Annotated in this window: 12 protein-coding genes and 1 pseudogene; 8 read left to right on the top strand and 5 right to left on the bottom strand. The window is 34.6% G+C overall.

Annotated elements, in window-relative coordinates:
- Positions 1–644: 644 nt before the first annotated feature.
- Entirely contained in the window at positions 645–1,916 is a 1,272-nt protein-coding gene (gene purD / locus CCY16_RS05070; protein ID WP_088415460.1) for a phosphoribosylamine--glycine ligase, read from the bottom strand.
- 33 nt (positions 1,917–1,949) lie between these two features.
- Positions 1,950–3,227: a serine--tRNA ligase gene (serS, locus tag CCY16_RS05065; protein ID WP_088415458.1), complete on the bottom strand. Its 1,278-nt coding sequence runs from the start codon at positions 3,225–3,227 to the stop codon at positions 1,950–1,952.
- A 153-nt stretch (positions 3,228–3,380) separates the two neighbouring features.
- Between serS and CCY16_RS05060 the strand changes: the two genes are divergently transcribed.
- Together CCY16_RS05060 and dusB are read left to right on the top strand one after the other, a co-directional pair.
- Positions 3,381–4,712: a hypothetical protein gene (locus CCY16_RS05060; protein ID WP_088415456.1), complete on the top strand. Its 1,332-nt coding sequence runs from the start codon at positions 3,381–3,383 to the stop codon at positions 4,710–4,712.
- Positions 4,697–5,653: a tRNA dihydrouridine synthase DusB gene (gene dusB / locus CCY16_RS05055; RefSeq protein ID WP_088415454.1), complete on the top strand. Its 957-nt coding sequence runs from the start codon at positions 4,697–4,699 to the stop codon at positions 5,651–5,653. The genes CCY16_RS05060 and dusB overlap by 16 nt, the downstream gene beginning before the upstream one ends.
- 1 nt (position 5,654) lies before the next feature.
- Here the strand turns inward: dusB and pheT are convergent, their stop codons facing one another.
- Positions 5,655–8,033, bottom strand: a complete 2,379-nt coding sequence (pheT, locus tag CCY16_RS05050) for a phenylalanine--tRNA ligase subunit beta (RefSeq protein ID WP_088415452.1) — start codon at positions 8,031–8,033, stop codon at positions 5,655–5,657.
- A gap of 1,086 nt (positions 8,034–9,119) precedes the next feature.
- Here pheT and CCY16_RS05045 point away from each other — a divergent pair.
- The 6 genes from CCY16_RS05045 to CCY16_RS05020 all read left to right on the top strand — a co-directional run bounded on the left by CCY16_RS05045 (position 9,120) and on the right by CCY16_RS05020 (position 13,698).
- Complete coding sequence (locus CCY16_RS05045; RefSeq protein ID WP_088415450.1) at positions 9,120–9,845, top strand: F0F1 ATP synthase subunit A; 726 nt, start codon at positions 9,120–9,122, stop codon at positions 9,843–9,845.
- 60 nt (positions 9,846–9,905) lie between these two features.
- On the top strand, positions 9,906–10,133 hold the full coding sequence (locus tag CCY16_RS05040) for a F0F1 ATP synthase subunit C (RefSeq protein WP_088415448.1): 228 nt from the start codon (positions 9,906–9,908) through the stop codon (positions 10,131–10,133).
- A gap of 3 nt (positions 10,134–10,136) precedes the next feature.
- Complete coding sequence (locus CCY16_RS05035; protein ID WP_088415446.1) at positions 10,137–10,616, top strand: F0F1 ATP synthase subunit B family protein; 480 nt, start codon at positions 10,137–10,139, stop codon at positions 10,614–10,616.
- Positions 10,617–10,624: 8 nt separating this feature from the next.
- Positions 10,625–11,101, top strand: coding sequence for a hypothetical protein (locus CCY16_RS05030; protein WP_088415444.1), 477 nt, complete (start codon positions 10,625–10,627; stop codon positions 11,099–11,101).
- A 1,248-nt stretch (positions 11,102–12,349) separates the two neighbouring features.
- Positions 12,350–12,718: a hypothetical protein gene (locus tag CCY16_RS06565; protein WP_245800818.1), complete on the top strand. Its 369-nt coding sequence runs from the start codon at positions 12,350–12,352 to the stop codon at positions 12,716–12,718.
- Complete coding sequence (locus CCY16_RS05020; protein ID WP_088415442.1) at positions 12,667–13,698, top strand: COX15/CtaA family protein; 1,032 nt, start codon at positions 12,667–12,669, stop codon at positions 13,696–13,698. Before CCY16_RS06565 ends, CCY16_RS05020 begins: the two co-directional genes overlap by 52 nt.
- On the opposite strand, the gene CCY16_RS05015 is transcribed toward CCY16_RS05020, so the two are convergent.
- Positions 13,681–15,660, bottom strand: coding sequence for an ATP-binding protein (locus tag CCY16_RS05015; protein WP_088415440.1), 1,980 nt, complete (start codon positions 15,658–15,660; stop codon positions 13,681–13,683). The two genes, CCY16_RS05020 and CCY16_RS05015, sit on opposite strands and share 18 nt — an antisense overlap.
- Before the next feature lie 70 nt (positions 15,661–15,730).
- Positions 15,731–16,006: pseudogene (locus tag CCY16_RS05820) on the bottom strand (hypothetical protein); the annotation flags it as partial.

Genomic DNA, 16,006 nt, shown 5'->3' with positions numbered 1-16,006 from the left:
AGAAGATTCACCCAAGAAACTAAAGTAAAAGATGAGAGTCTAAAGACAAATTTCTTGCCTCACCAACTTGTATCTCATTTTATAATCCTCTTTGGTATCATCTAAATAGCTTACACTAGAAAAAAGACCCAGACCTCTTGCTTAAACAAAAAAGTCTCATAACAAAGTAGATTAGAATTTTAATCAACCTAAAAAAAGCAAAAGAACCCTTGTAGGTGGCTGGTTATTTATATGTACTCAAATATAGGTATTTTTTATTCTAAAAGCTGCGGTTCGGCTGTTTTTATGCAACTAATTTAATATTAAGAAATTTACTAAGCAGGAAAAAAGGTAAGAAGAACCCAGGGTAACTAATATTAAATTCTTTCTGTTAATTTGACATTTTTTGCTGTCTTAACGCTTTTTAAGTATACTTCAGCTTATATAAGTAAAACCCTAAAAGTCTTATAAAGGCATACGGTACGTGTAATGCAAAAAATTAAACATAATATACCAAATACCCTAAACTTTTTGCCATTAATCTGTATAGATTACGAAGATAAATAATTAGGTTCAATGCCATAATAAAGAGCTGGTAAAGTTTATCAAGTAGTTTTTTGCATTTCTATAAGTCACTTGGATAACATCCTTAAGCACAGCTAATATTAACTTCCAATGTCGTACCTGAAGAAGCCTCCTGGCCATTCTAAAAAATTTAATGCAGAGTACACTTTACTTTTAGCTTCTTCTAAAGTGTTTCCTTCTCCTACTATATTCAATACTCTTCCGCCATCGGAAACCCAATTGCCGCTTTCATCCAACTTAGTACCAGCATGAAACACCAATATACCAGGAATACTTTCAATTTTAGCTAGTCCTTTAATTATTTCTCCCTTTTGATAATCACCTGGGTAGCCTTTGCTTGCAACAACTACACAAACTGTAGCTTTGCTATTAAGCTCCACCGTTTTAGCACTTAACTTCCCTTTTGCAACTGACAACATTAATTCCAACAAGTCACAACTTGCATCAAACCTAGGTAACATGGATTGTGCTTCAGGATCACCAAATCTAACATTGTACTCAAGAAGTTTTGGACTATCTTTGCAAGTTATTAAACCAGCAAAAAGCACTCCTCGATAAGGGGTTCCCATGTTAGCTAATGCTTGAATTGTAGGATATATTATTCTTTGGATAATTTTTTGTTCCATATCCTTGCTTATAATTGAAGGTGACGAGTATGACCCCATACCTCCAGTATTTCGACTGTCATTATTCTCATCAACCCTCTTATAATCTTTCGCACATCCAAGAGTTACTACTTTTAATCTATCAACAAGAGCAAAGAAGCTTACTTCCTCTCCAACTAAAAATTCTTCTATGATTATTTCTTCACCTGATTCACCAAATTTTTTCTCCACCAACATTGAGTCTATTGCTGAAAAAGCCTCATTTTCCGTATTGCATACTATTACACCTTTCCCTGCTGCAATTCCATTTGCTTTCACTACAAGTGGAAATTTTATTTTATTGCTACGTACAAAATTTTTAGCTAATCTCTCATCAACAAAACACTCGTACTTGGCAGTTGGTATGCCGTATTGCTTACATATTCCCTTGGTAAAGGATTTTGATGCTTCGAGTTTTGCAGCTGCTTGACTTGGAGCAAAAACATTTATTCCCTCTGCAACTAAGTTGTCAGCAAGCCCATCAATTATTGGTTGTTCTGGACCAATAATAACTAATTCTATATTTTCTCTCTTACAAAATCGTGTCACATCGATTGAATTTTGAATATTTATATTCACAAGAACTCCGAGACTTCCCATAGCTGGGCGGCCAGGAGTGATATATAATTCGGTTAAGATAGGAGACTTCTTTAAAGTCCAAAGCAAAGCATGCTCACGTCCACCAGAACCTATAACCAGAACCTTCATCTCCATTTCCTCGCTTTTTGTACTTCAAGACTATTATTTGCTTATAACAGTACCATTACTGATGTATTTTTGCAACACATTTGGTATTGTAATCGACCCATCAGGATTTTGATAATTTTCCATTACGGCAATAATCGTTCTTCCTATAGCTAAAGCCGAGCCATTTAAAGTGTGAACATATTTTTTTACCTTTTTATCAGCTTCTAAAGAGTATTTAGCGTTCATCCTCCTTGCCTGAAAGGTACCACAATTTGAACAGCTCGATATTTCTCTATACCTATTTTGCTCAGGTAACCACACCTCTATATCGTAAGTCTTTTGTGCAGCAAAGCCCATGTCGCCGCTGCATAATAGTATTACTCTATATGGCAGTTCTAATCTTTTTAATATCTCTTCAGCAACACCTGTCATACGCTCAAGTTCGTCATTTGATTGATCTTCAGTTGTGATACTTACCAACTCTACTTTACCAAATTGGTGTTGCCTTATCATGCCTCTCGTGCTTCGTCCTGCACTACCAGCCTCTTTACGAAAACATTCTGAATATGCAGTAAAACGAATAGGTAGTTTCTTTTCTTCTACTATTTTATCAGCAACCGAATTTGTTAAAACCACCTCACCTGTAGGGATTAATCTTAATTCATCGGTAGTTAGATATGAATCATCAGAAAATTTCGGTAGCTGACCAACATTATACATAGCCTCATTTTTTACCAAGACTGGGTGATATACCTCAGTATAGCCAAATTCATTAACATGCATTTCAAGCATAAAATTTGTTAGTGCTCGTCCAAGCTTAGCTAGCTGCCCTTTTAATATTGCAAATCTTGATCCAGAGATTTTTGCTGCTTGCTCGAAATCCATTAAACCCAACCTTTCTCCGAGTTCATAATGAGACTTTGGCACGAAATCAAATTGCCTTTTTTCTCGATATCTTCTCACCTCTAAATTAGAGTTCTCGCCTGCACCTATTGGTACACCCTGCACAGGGATATTCGGTAAATTAGATAAGATATTAACTAATTTATCCTTTTCCATTTGCTCTTTTAAGCTGATTGCTTCTATCTCATTTGTGATATTTTTTGATGACTTTATTTGCTCCTCACAAGGGCTCTTGCTCATTTTAAGCTCTTTTATTTTTTTTGTGATTTCATTGCGTTGCCTATTTAAATCTTGCAATTTAGTGGTCAACAACCTTTTCTTGTGATCAACTTTTAGTATCTCTTCTGCAGAAAACTCTTTCATTCCCCTACTTTCCATTGCTTTTTCGAATTCTTCAGAATTTTGGCGTATATATTCTATATCATGCATACATTGCGCTACTACTGATATTGTTACTGTACTTTAAAAGCTTTTAATACTCAATATTTTTACACATAACATGAATAAATGCTAAGATCATCATGGTTGACTTTACCCTCAGAATTTGTTAAAATTTGGTTAACTTGCGTTTATGGAATAAATATGTCAGGCACTATAGAAGAGAGCACTTACCTTATTAAGCTCAAGGCCAGTGGAAGATTTGCTATTTACGCTTTTGGTATACATCTGGCAGCTATGTTTACCATTAGCTGTTTAGGATTAGCAATAGGATCTCCCCTCTTAATTTTACCGCTTGCTATGCTAAACTCTCGTCCTATAGTTTGGATTGTGATCGGTATAGCTCTTGCAGTAGCATACAAAGTTATTGAAACTTTATACCACTTAGTGAGAGATTATATTAGTGGAAGAGGAGCAAATCAAGAAGATCAAAAGACTCTAAGTGAGGATAGTGGTATTAATAGTGAACATGGTTCAAGGGACGATAGTCGTAGAAGTTCTGTTTCCATCGCTTCAAAAGATAGTGGTTTGGGTAGTAAAGAATTCAGTGAAGATTTACAAACCCTTGTACATCAGACAAACGGAGGTAAGTATGCTTACTGGCTACAGCAGCATGATATTGCTCACATTGCAAGAATTAAATATGGATATTCAGAAAGCTCTTCGGATGATGTATTTTTCTGTATTCCTGGCAATCTTGAAGCTTTGAATGAAAGGCTGATAGAATACAAAAGTAAGGTAGAACAGGAAGATCAAAAAGTAACGTTCGCTTCAGTGGTGAACTTAGGAAATCGTCATTGGACCACATTAGTTATTGCATATGATCCAGGCAATGGACAATTTAGGGCCTATTACTGTGATTCTTTTAGTGCTAAACTACCACGTTCTGGTAGTCAGCGTAGTAATATAGAAAATGCAAACGAAATTAAAAATGGTTTAATGCTTCCTCTTAACAAGCAAGCTTGTGCGTTAAATACGCAAGGAAGAAAAGAAATGAGCAAAGATGTGCAAAAAACAGCACAAACGTGTAAGAAAAGGAAAGATGAACTAATTAACATTCCAATAAACACCGACAGTATAGTAAGTGCACTGGAAGCAGCCTTGGAAATTGGGAATGATGATATAAGAAGCTCCTCGATTAAGCAGCAAAATGATGGCTATAACTGCGGAATATTTGCATTAGAAAATGCTCATAAGATTACACAAATGTTTAAGGAAAATAAGTCATTTGATGAAATTGATGCAGAGCTATCAAAATACAAACCTGATTCAAAGCAGTTGAAAGAGAAAAGAAAAGAATTTGCAGAAGCACTTATGAATGATACAGAATGGAAGGAACATTTAAAATACGGATTGTTATGTGATCTTCCGCCAAGTACACAAACATCTATTACTTTAAAAGAGCAAAATGTTCAAGCTTGTACACCATGGGTTTACAATGAGGAATTACCGTTAACTCCATGCCCCTGCAAATAGGAATTTTGATGATTGATTCTCCGGTAATCTTGGCTCCAATGTCTGGAGTTACTGATTACCCATTCAGAAGTATTGTGAAGAAACTTGGTGCAAGTTTGTTGGTTTCAGAGATGATTGCAAGCAGAGCTATGATCATGCAAACTCGCCAAAGTATACAAAAAGCAAAAGTTGATGAATTAACTGCTGTGCAGCTTGCTGGGTGCGAGCCAGAGATAATGGCAGAAGCTGCAAAATTAAATGAAGATATGGGAGCTAAAATCATAGATATAAATTTTGGTTGCCCAGTTAAAAAAGTTGTGAATGGTTATGCAGGATCAGCGCTAATGCGTAATGAAAAAAAGGCTGCTGAGATAATTGAAGCTGTAGTCAAGGCGGTGAACGTGCCGGTTACGGTGAAAATTCGTACCGGATGGAACAATGAAAACCGTAATGCTCCACGTTTAGCAAAAATTGCAGAGGATCTTGGAGCAAAGATGATAACTGTGCATGGAAGAACAAGAGCACAGCTTTATAATGATCAAGCAGATTGGAAATTTATTAGAAATGTTAAAGAGCAAGTAAAGATCCCGGTAATAGTAAACGGCGATATTAAAAGTTTGAATGATATTCAAAATGCACTCAAAGAATCCAGAGCAGATGGGGTGATGATAGGTCGTGGTGCTTATGGTAGACCTTGGCTGATTAACCAAGCAATAAACTTTTTAAGTGGAAGTGAAGTTTCTGAGCCAACAGCTTCAGAGAAACTGAGCATCATACTTGAGCATTATGACAATATTCTTGAGTACTATGGAAATGATACAGGAATAAAGATGGCCCGCAAACACATAGGCTGGTACAGTAGCGGGTTTAAGAACTCATCTGAATTTCGTGTGAGAGTAAATAACATGACAGATAGTATGGAAGTGAAGGAAAATATAGTTAGCTTCTTTAGTCAAGTATGAATTAGGTATACCTCAAGATTCCTCCGGTATTTTTATGCACTAAGTTGACTATAGCACTCGATTCTTTTTGAATTTCCTCTTCAATCAAGGTGTGAGTCGGAGAACAGAAAGTAACTGACAATGCTATAGACATTTTATTCGGTTCCATGTTATTTCCGTGGTATATGTCAAATACGAAAACTTCCGTAATGAGCTCTGAGCTTTTTTTTACCATGTTAATTATTTTACCAACTTCTACATCCCTATTCACAATAAACGCAAAATCGCGCTTTACGCTCTGATGCTTATAATCGATAAATTTTTTTCTGCTTACAGGTAAGTTTCCCATATTTTCTAATATCATCTCAAAGCCTACAACTTTTTGTTTGATGTCAAAAAGGTCTAATATATTAGGATGCAACTCCCCAAAACAACCTGTTGCTTTATTCTTGAAAGAGAGAGTGCCTGACTTTCCTGGGTGGTAATATTCTTTTTCTGCTCTTTCTATTGTTAAATTTCCATAACTAACATTAAAAAGCTCCAAAGCTGCTATTAAATCAGCCTTTGCGTCAAAAACATCTATTTTCCTATCAGTATTATAATGGTTTCGCGGCAAATTATTGCCTGTTCTTATTCCACTTAAAAAATACTTAGGTTGGTCGAGACTATCGTAAACTGGTCCAATCTCAAAAATTGCAAGATCAGACATTCCATGGACGATATTGTCGGCAGTAACTTGCAACAAATTTGGAATGATACTTGGCCTCATTATATTGAAGTTATTATTAAATGGATTGTCGATAGTAAGTAACTTATTTGAGTAGCCAAATTTTTCAGCTATCGATTCACTCATAAACGACCAAGTGAATACTTCATGAAATCCTCTGCTTATCATCAAAATACGCAAGTTGTCGTGTGTATTGATTTCTACCTCAACGTTATCTATTAGTGGCTCCTCTTTTATTTTATCATATCCATATATTCTTACTACCTCTTCAACTAGGTCAGCAGGTATGGTAACATCCGATCTCCAGCTTGGTACTTTTACATTCCAATTATTCTCAGTTTTTTTATCAGTACTAAACCCTAATTTTGTTAAGATATCAAACATCTCGTCAGGCAATACAGACACACTTCCAAACTTGTTTACATCTTGATAATCAAAACTCACCTTGGTATCAGCCTCATCCAAACTGCCAGCAAACACTACGTTTGAGGCTTTTCCACTACACAAATCAACAATCATCTGAGCTGCAAAATGGAGCCCATCAAGAATAAATCCAGGATCAACTGAACGTGCAAATCTGTAACTTGAGTCTGTGGAAATATTGAGTTGCCTTGAAGATTTAGTAACAGAGATAGGATCAAACCAAGCAGATTCTAAAAAGATATCAGTAGTTTCAAGTGTACATTTACTGCACTCACCGCCTATAATTCCAGCAATTGAGTGAATATTCTTATCATCAGAAATAACGCTTATATCATTGTTTAATAAGTACTCTTTACCATTTAAACCAGTAAATTTTTCTCCATTGTTTGCTTTGCGTACTATGAGTTTCCCTTCTATTTTTTTCGCATCATACACATGCATCGGGCGACCAAAGGACATCATAATATAGTTGGTAATATCAACTATTGCAGAAATGGAACGCATTCCTACTGATTCCAGCCTATCTTTTAACCATCTTGGGCTCTCTTTATTTCTCACATTGGAAATGTATACTCCACTAATAAAGCTCTCACCGTCGATGACCTTAACATTTATAGAAGAGCTCCTTGTCATTCCAGACTGGGATCTATCTTGGATTCCAGTATCATGAGCTGGAGTGGCGCTAGAATAAGTTAAGGAATTTAATGTTCCAATTCCAGTTGCTGCCAAGTCTCGAGCTATTCCATGCACACTCAAGCAATCTCCACGATTTGTGGTGACATTTATATCGATTACAGGATCACAATTGAAAAATTTATCCCCCACTTTATAATCATCAGAGAGTTCAATTATTCCTTTACTTTTCTCTTGAGCCAGCATAAGCTCAGAAGCAGAGCAGAGCATTCCTTCACTTAGCACCCCTCGTATTTTTGTGGGCTTAATTGTGAAATTACTTTCTGGCAATGTGCTGCCAAGAGATGCAAGTACAGTCTTCAAGCCTTCTCTAACGTTATTTGCCCCACAGACTATTTGTAGAATTTTACTTCCATTATCTACTTTACACAGCTTTAACTTATCAACATTTGGATGAGGTGTGACTTCCAATACTTTCGCAACAATGAATCCAGCTAATTTGGTATTGTCAGCCACATCTTTTACTTCTAACCCTATATGAGTTAACTTATCAGTGATTTCTTCTAAACTAGCATTCGTTTCTAAGTGCTCTAGTAACCAAGATAATGTAAATCTCATGAATCTTTAGAGAGACAAAAAAGTTATTGTAATATAAAATATAGTGCTTTTAAAGTTTGTTGTAGTAAATGACTTCTCTATTGCAAGAAACAATAGAGAAGTTTACATATGTGATTATGTATCTTTTCAAAGAGAAGGAATTTTGTTTATGTCACTTTTTAAATCTATACCCATATAGTACTCAAGATTTATATTATGATTGTCTTCATGGAAATTGTAGATGTAACCATCAATAGTTAAATTTTCTATTGTGTCATGGCTTTCACTAGTATTTCACTTTCCACTTTGGAATAGCCAATATATTTGTTAAAGGAACCATCCGTTAGCTTGATGTGTCAATTATCAAATTCCTGTTCTAAATTTAAAGATTGATTAATATTAATAAAGTTTGTTTTATTCATGATATATCTTACTAAAAAATTAAATTATAACTAAGATAACATGTAAATTAAAGTTATTAAATAATTTAGTAAAATTATTTAACAATTTTAAAATACAGCACAACTGCAATCAGCGCTCTAGTACACATTTTACTAATCACTAATAGGCTTCTTACATAACCTAGAAAAAAAGACAAATAGTTATTATTTTAAATATTGGCGTTTTTGTAGCGCTGCTACTCTTAAAATTGCTTTAGCTATAAATATTTAAGGAGTTTACTAAGTGGGGAAAAAAGGCAAAAGATATCCCGTGGTAGATAGTGTTTACTCTCTAATCCTGCAAATTGGCGTTTTATACTGTCTTAAATGCTTTATAAGCGCATTTCAGCTTATATGGGTAAAAACCTTAGAAAGGTTGTGAAGACATGAGGTACATATAGTGTAAAAAATTAAATACAAGACACCAACTACGTGATAATTTGTCATTTAATCTGCACAGATTGAAGATAACTAAATACCTTCAGTGCTATGGAGCTGCGAGGTTTGTCAAGTAGTTTTTCGAGCTACCTAAATGATGGCCAGGCAAAAACTATATGGTTTGCAAGAAGTCTAGTATTATATGGTCCTGTACTATCTTAACTCTTGACTTCATCCTATAAAATTAGTACTTTATTTACTATTATAGTCTAAGTCTATAGGATCAAAAATGGTGTTAAATCCGCTAGAACAGTTTAAAATACATACAATAGTAGAATTACCTAAATTATTTGGGCATGACATAAATTTTACCAACTCATCCCTTTTTATGATGATTTCAGTAGTATCGGTTATACTTTTCTTGCTCTTGGGGGTAAGGAAAGGGGCAGTAATACCAGGCTATTTGCAAGCTGCGGTTGAGTACGTATATGATTTTGTTACTTCCATAATAGAAAGTAACACTGGAAGCAAAGGCCTAAAGCACATTCCGTTGGTATTCACAGTATTTACTTTTACTTTGTCGTGTAATTTGGTTGGTATGCTTCCTTATAGTTTTACAGTTACAAGTCATGTGATAGTTACTTTTGCCCTATCAATGATAGTTTTTACTTATACAACAGTTGTTGGATTCAAAGAAAGGGGAATAAATTTTTTACGCATACTGTTGCCGGAAGGTATCCCATCATGGCTTGCACCCATGATGGTTTTTATTAAGCTATTTGCTTACCTGGCAAGGCCTATAAGCTTATCAATAAGGCTTGCTGCAAACATGATTGCAGGTCATACAATTATCAAAGTAGTAGCAGGGTTCATTATGAATATGCATTTGATTCTAACCCCTATACCGTTTTTGTTTATAATTGCACTAATAGGATTTGAAGTGTTTGTTGCAATTCTACAAGCTTATATATTTACTATATTAACGTGTATATATTTATCGGATGCAGTAAAGTAATTGACTTTTCTCTAGAATATTTTATAATTAATACATTAAAGAAATAGTTAAAGGTGATATATGGATTTAGTAGCTTTAAAGTTTATAGCGATTGGTTTAAGCGTACTTGGCATACTTGGGGCAGGTCTTGGTATAGCAAATATATTTTCTACTATGCTAAGTGGGCTTGCAAGAAACCCTGAATCGGAAGGTAAAATGAAAATTTACGTTTATGTTGGTGCTGGTATGGTTGAATTTACGGGGTTGCTTGCGTTTGTTCTTGCAATGTTATTGATGTTCGTTGCTTGACACATGCCACAGCTTGATGTTTCAACTTTCTTTTCTCAAGTTTTTTGGTTTTTAATTTTTTTTTCTTTACTGTTTTTTGTAGTACATTATTTATTTCTGCCAAAGTTAGATGGAATAATAAATACTAGAAGTAAAAGGGTATTGGATTCTTTTAATAGTTCTATTCATCTTCTAAGGCTCATAGAAAATCAGACTGTTAAATATAATGCAGCTTTAAGTCAAGCTGAGATACAGGTAAAAAGAGTTATAGATGATGCACTAATCCAGGTAGAAAAGATGAAGGCTAACGTGAAGAATATATTAGAAGAGGAAGACAAAAAAATAAGTAAGTTCATTGAAGAAGGAGTTGCAAAGTTTAAGTCTGAGTATACTGATGAGTTAAAGCAAATGACTACTAATATTGCCTTGATTTATTACAATAAGTTGACTAATTCTGAAATTAAAGAGGAATTTGTTGCTAATTTGGTGTCTAAAGAATTTTAGGAGTTTTTATGTCTACGTCACTAATTGTTGGTCTTGCTTTTTTTGTAGGCTTTGTCTTTTCGTATAAGTTATTAAAGGAAGTGATAAAAAATGCTCTTAACGACAAGCGCAACAAGAGCAAACTTACAAATGAAGAGATTGAAAAATTCAGAAGAGATATGTTGGAGTATTACAAGAAATCTTCTGAAAAATACAAAAAATTAGATGAGGAAGTTAATAAAATGATGAATGAAGCATTTGATAAGGCTGATAGTATAATTAAGCATAATAGAAAGCAGCTGAATCAGACATTAGATGACAATGCCCGTTCTTACTTGGAGAAAGTTACTGACCAAGTTGAAAAAGCCATTGGAGATTTGCAAGCTAACACAGCAAATATAGCTGCTGATGCTGTAAAGAAAATAATGCAAGAACATAAGGATGATAAGCGCAGTAGTGAGGTTATATCTTCGTTCTCGCGCAACCTAAATAAAAAACTGCATTAGGTTTAATGTAGGAACTACCTATACTTCAAGCTAGTAACATAGAAAAAAATAAGTTCGTGTCAATTTATGTAAGGGGCAAGAAAGACTCTTTTACTATAAATTTAATATAGCACCCTGCAAAAATTAAGCAACACTACTTTTTTTATGGTTGAATACGCAAGTTGAGATATCAGCCATTGGATCAAGACTAGCTACGATGATGGCTATGTATTAATAAAAGCTAGTGGCGAACAAGTTTTAAATTTTCTTAACTCGCACTTTGGTATTCCAAAATTTGCGAGCAATTATTTATAATATAAAAACCATAACTTTTTAGTCAAGAACATTAAACTAAGCTCAGTATTTTTTGCTTCTTTCCTTGTTGCAACTTCAATTTTAATACTAGCAGAGAAATATACATATTTTGCTTTGACGTTGATATTTATAGTTGGATGTTCTAATTATTTGTTCAAATTTATAACTACAGTTTTTAGCTTATGTGAAACCTACAACCGAAAAATGAGTTATGATAAGATGAACGGAGAAGATTTTCCTATATATACTATTTTATTGCCTACTTTTGAAGAAAGTGCAATAATAGAATAATTGATTGAAAGTATCGAAAGTTTAGATTACTCAAGATTGAAATTAGACGCAAAGTTTCTTATAGAAAGTAATAATCAGGAAATGCTTACAGCTATAAAAAACATACTTTACCACAATATTTTGAAGTAATAAAGGTACCTCTTTTTTTACCTAAACAAAGGCCAGGTCATGCAATTATGCTATGAGCCTCTAAGGGGAAAGTATGTAGTAATGTATGATGTAGATGACAAGTTAGATCCATTATAGTTAAAAAAAATACTGATTGAATTTGACCGGGGTAACGATGAGTTATCCTGTGTGCAGGCAAAACTAAATTACTATAATCACAATCACAATTTTCTGACAAAATCCTTTTCCTTGAAATATATGAGTTGGTTCCAGTACTTATTGCCTGGATTCCAAAAAATGAACATACAGGTACCTTTGGGTGGTAGCAGTAACCATTTTTTCAGTAGAGATTTTAGGGAAAGTACTTTTTTGGGATGCTTATAACATTACTGAAGATGATGAATAGTTTTGAGACTTGCACAAATGGGATATAAAACTAAAATTATTGATTTGAAAACATTAGAAGAATCACCAACTACTATGTTTTCTTGGATTAAGAAGTGAGCACGCTGGATCAAATGCTACATGCAAACTTATATTATTCATTTAAAAAATATGAAGTCACTTTATAAATATACTGGACTTAAAGGAATTTTACTATTGAATCTTTTTATTGGCTCTACAGCTTTTATGTTTTTCACTACTCCTTTTTTATTGCTTTCATTGATATTAACTCAAATTTTAAGTAAATTATTTTTGTACTACTTTGCAGTGGTATACATTACTAATCTGATTTTTTCGACAATAGCGATCAAGCAGCAAAAGATGCCTTTTCACTTTTATGTAGCATTGGTATTTTCTCCTGTCTATAACCTGCTGCATAGTGTTACATCTTTTCTCGCCCTGTGGGAGTTTATTACTTGCCCTCAGCAATGGAACAAAATTCAGCATGGTTTATGGAACAAAAACAATCAAAATTCGTAGCTATTTGGCTATTTCTCTGCTCTATCATGATAGTCCTCATGGTGGGGATTGGTGGATTTACCAGACTCTCAAAAGCAGGGCTATCTATTACAGAGTGGAACCCAATTACTGGAACATTTCCACCACTTAACGAACGAGGCTGGCTACAAGAAAAATCGAAATATGAGACTACACCTGAATATAAAGCATTTAACTATGGTATGAGCATGGAGGAGTTTCGTACTCTATACTTAATAGAGTATGTACATAGATTGGTTGCAAGGCTAACGGGATTGATTTTCATTCTGCCATTTATATATTTTACACTAAAAAAAAGGATATCTAAAAAGGTAGTAATAAGGTTATCTATAGCACTATCATTTGGAGTCTTGCAAGCTTTTACTGGTTGGTATATGGTTAAAAGCGGTTTGGTAGCTAAGCCGCATGTGAGCCACTATATGCTCACACTTCACTTGCTATTAGCATTGGTTATTTTTGCATTATTGTCATATCAATTTTTTAATTATCAAATTAGGCAAAAACAAACTAAACTTAAGATTAGTGGTAACACTTTATACTACGTGGGAATAATTCTGGTCCTGATTGTAGTACAGATAATTTTTGGGGCATTTGTTGCAGGGTTAAATGCTGGTTTAATTTACAATACCTTTCCACTAATGGGTGGACACATTATCCCGAAAGATTTATTTTTCTTACAGCCTACATGGCTAAATATCTTTGAAAACAGAGCAACAGTACAATTTATACACCGAACACTAGCATTGCTAATCTTGGCCCTGACAACAGTACTCACAATAAAAAATGCCAGTGTAAAACCGGTGTATACTATGCTACTCTCCGTCATCATCCAGATAATTTTAGGAGTGGTCACTTTGTTGTTGCATATACCAATAACTATTGCTATATCTCACCAAATGTTCTCATTTATCTTATTTGGATCAGGTTTATGTTTCCTGTGTTATTTAAGAAAGCAAAACTAACACTACATCACCAATCTGTACATTTTTTCCTTCTTGAACGAGAATGTTTTTTATCACCATTTCTGCTTCAGCACATATGATATTTTCCATTTTCATTGCTTCCACAACAAATAAAGGTTGTCCTATTTCTACCTGATCTCCTACGTTTACGTGTAATTTAACTAATAAACCGGATATTGGAGATTTTACGGCATCTACTGAGGCTTTTTCTGCTTCGTTATTTAACATTAACTTACTTAATTCAGCCACATGAGGTTTAAATATATAGCACTCAGCTTGCATTCCGGCATGCCTTATGAAGTATTTGCTGCCTTGTTTTTCTACTTTAAATGTTACATTAGTATCATCATTAATTGTAATACATAGCAACCTATAACTTGATTTCCACTTACCACTTACAGAATACGTGTTATGATTATATATTGTCGTTAAAATATTATCTTGGTACTTCGCATTTACAAGATGTTCGTTGTCATTTATTCTAGCTACGAACACTTCATCGATTGGCTTATCGTAATATTTTTCTTTATTTTCTAAATGAACATATAACCCAGCGAAAATAAATATTTTAATATATTCTTCCGTAACAAAATCACCATGAAACCCACTGGGGTAGTGGTCTGGGGTGAATCTTGTATGGAGCTTTGCTGCAACGAAATTTGGATGGTGGAAAATGGATTCTAGAAATTCTATATTATTTGTTACCCCTCCTATATAACATTCAGACAATGCTTTTTGCATTCTGCTGATTGCTTCTATTCTATCTTTTCCATATGTTATTACTTTTGCAATCATCGAGTCATAAAACATGCTAATTTCTGAACCTGCAGCGACTCCGTCGTCTACTCTCACATGATCATTTTCATTTGGTTTATCGTAGTATTTTATTCTTCCGCTAGAAGGGAAAAACCTTTTCGATGGGTCTTCAGCACAAGTTCTACTTTCTATTGCGGAACCTGTGAGTCTAATATCATCTTGACCGAACCTTAATTTCTCTCCACAGGAAGTTCGTATCATTTCTTCTACTATATCTATTCCAGTTACAAATTCTGTTACTGGATGCTCAACTTGCAATCTCGTGTTTACCTCAAGAAAATAGAAATTTTGGTCTTTATCCACAACAAACTCAATAGTACCTGCTGAAAAATAGCCAGCTTGCTCTGCCAGGGAAACACATTGGGCATACATCTCTTGTCTTACTTTCTCGCTGATGAATGGACTTGGCGTTTCTTCTATTATTTTCTGATTATTCCTTTGTACTGAGCACTCCCTCTCTCCAAGACACACTACATTGCCATATTTATCTGCTATGATTTGTATTTCGATGTGCCTTGGTAGCTCTATATATTTCTCTATAAAGATACTACCATCCTTAAAACTCTTCTCCGCTTCGTTTGCTGCTGATGTGAATGCTAGTTCAATTTCCTTTTTGGAATTTACAATTCGCATACCTTTGCCACCACCACCCGAAGCTGCCTTTAGCATAACGGGAAAACCAATCTCTTCCGCAACTTGAGCTGCATGGGCAGCATCGTTAATCTTGCCCATATATCCTGGTACTATATTGACCCCAGCCTTTCTTGCGGCTTCTTTTGCTGTTATTTTGTTAGCTGTAACTTCTATTGTTTCTGCACTTGGCCCAATGAAATCTATATTGTATTTTTGTAGAGCATATGGAAAATCTGGATTTTCTGCTAAAAACCCGTAACCTGGATGCACAGCTTGTACACCTGTTTCAACTGCTACTTCACATATTTTTTCAATATTTAAGTAACTAAGGCAAGAAGGCGAAGGACCGATATACTTTGACTCATCTGCTTGCCTTACATGCACAGAATTTATATCTGCATCTGAGTACACGCATACACAAGATATACCCATTCTATGAGCAGTTTTGATAATCCTGCAGGCGATTTCCCCTCTGTTTGCTATTAAAATCTTATTGTACTTCTTTTCTGTCATCGTATAAGTATAATTTCTTAACTTGAGAGAGTAAATTTCTATGTAATTGCCTACAAGTAATTTTCTTTCTTCATATATAGGTACCAGGTGCTACTATTTTTGCAGCACCCTTAGCACTAATATCCTCCATTAGAGTGCTCACGTCATTCGAGTCGTATATCTCGCTAAGTGCTTTAAAAGACAGACATGCAACTCCACCAGAAGCTATTGTTGCTACTGAAGCTAGTGCAAGCTCTTGGGAGCACAGATACAGAAAATATAAAGATGAACACAAGGTAGCAATACACGCTATAGTTCCTACTATATATAAGCACAGGTGAAATTTCTTATTACATAGGAAGCTCTC

The organism is Wolbachia endosymbiont of Wuchereria bancrofti, from assembly GCF_002204235.2.
Taxonomy (GTDB): domain Bacteria; phylum Pseudomonadota; class Alphaproteobacteria; order Rickettsiales; family Anaplasmataceae; genus Wolbachia.
Note: the sequence above shows the minus strand (reverse complement) of the source record. Positions and strands in the feature narration are given on the sequence as shown.